This window comes from Oleiphilus sp. HI0086, assembly GCF_001635225.1.
In genome coordinates this window covers 1-714 of sequence record NZ_LWFZ01001390.1, presented here as the reverse complement: position 1 = coordinate 714, position 714 = coordinate 1, and the positions used below count along the sequence as shown (strand labels likewise).

At 39.6% G+C, this 714-nt stretch carries 1 pseudogene; it reads left to right on the top strand.

Features of this window, described 5'->3' with window-relative positions:
• Positions 1 to 714: pseudogene (locus A3756_RS28260) on the top strand (hypothetical protein); the annotation flags it as partial.

The window sequence follows — 714 nt, the reverse complement described above, 5'->3', positions numbered from 1 at the left end:
AACATGCTTACCTTGAGACGGAATGAAAAGGACTTCCTCACCAGGAAAGATGAAAAATACGTCACACGATTCTCTGATAATGTTGCAAAGCTAAACAAAGAAATTAGCGAACTAAAAGTATTAAACAACTCACTTGGGTTTGACACTGAAGATAATCTCACCAAATTAGGCGACATAATAAAAAGCTATCATCAAACTTTTTTAACCATATCGAAAACTCAAAAAGAAATAGGATTAACACCTAAAACCGGGCTTTACGGTACTCTTCGAGCATCAGTACACAGTGCTGAGTCCGCTATTACTGAGCTAAAAGACTACCAACTGCTTGCGGAAACACTTATGTTACGTCGTCGAGAAAAAGACTTTATGCTGCGACTAGACACAAAATACATCGATAAGTTTAATACTGATATGGCGGCAATAATGTCTACTTTGGATAGCAGAGCGCTACCTTCGCAAATTAAAGACCAGGTCAGAAAAAACCTGAACGCTTACGCTTATGACTTTAGAAAGCTAACGGTTAAGACACAAGAACTTGGATTAAGCCCCGAAACAGGCTTGCTCGGTCAGCTACGTGCTACCATCCATCAAAGCGAGGAACAGCTTACTTCGTTATCTGCCATGATGAACAGTTCGTTAGAGGCAACCAAAGCACGAAGTAAGTCAACCTTCTATATGATAACCGGCGTACTGACTGTGATTATTCTTATTATT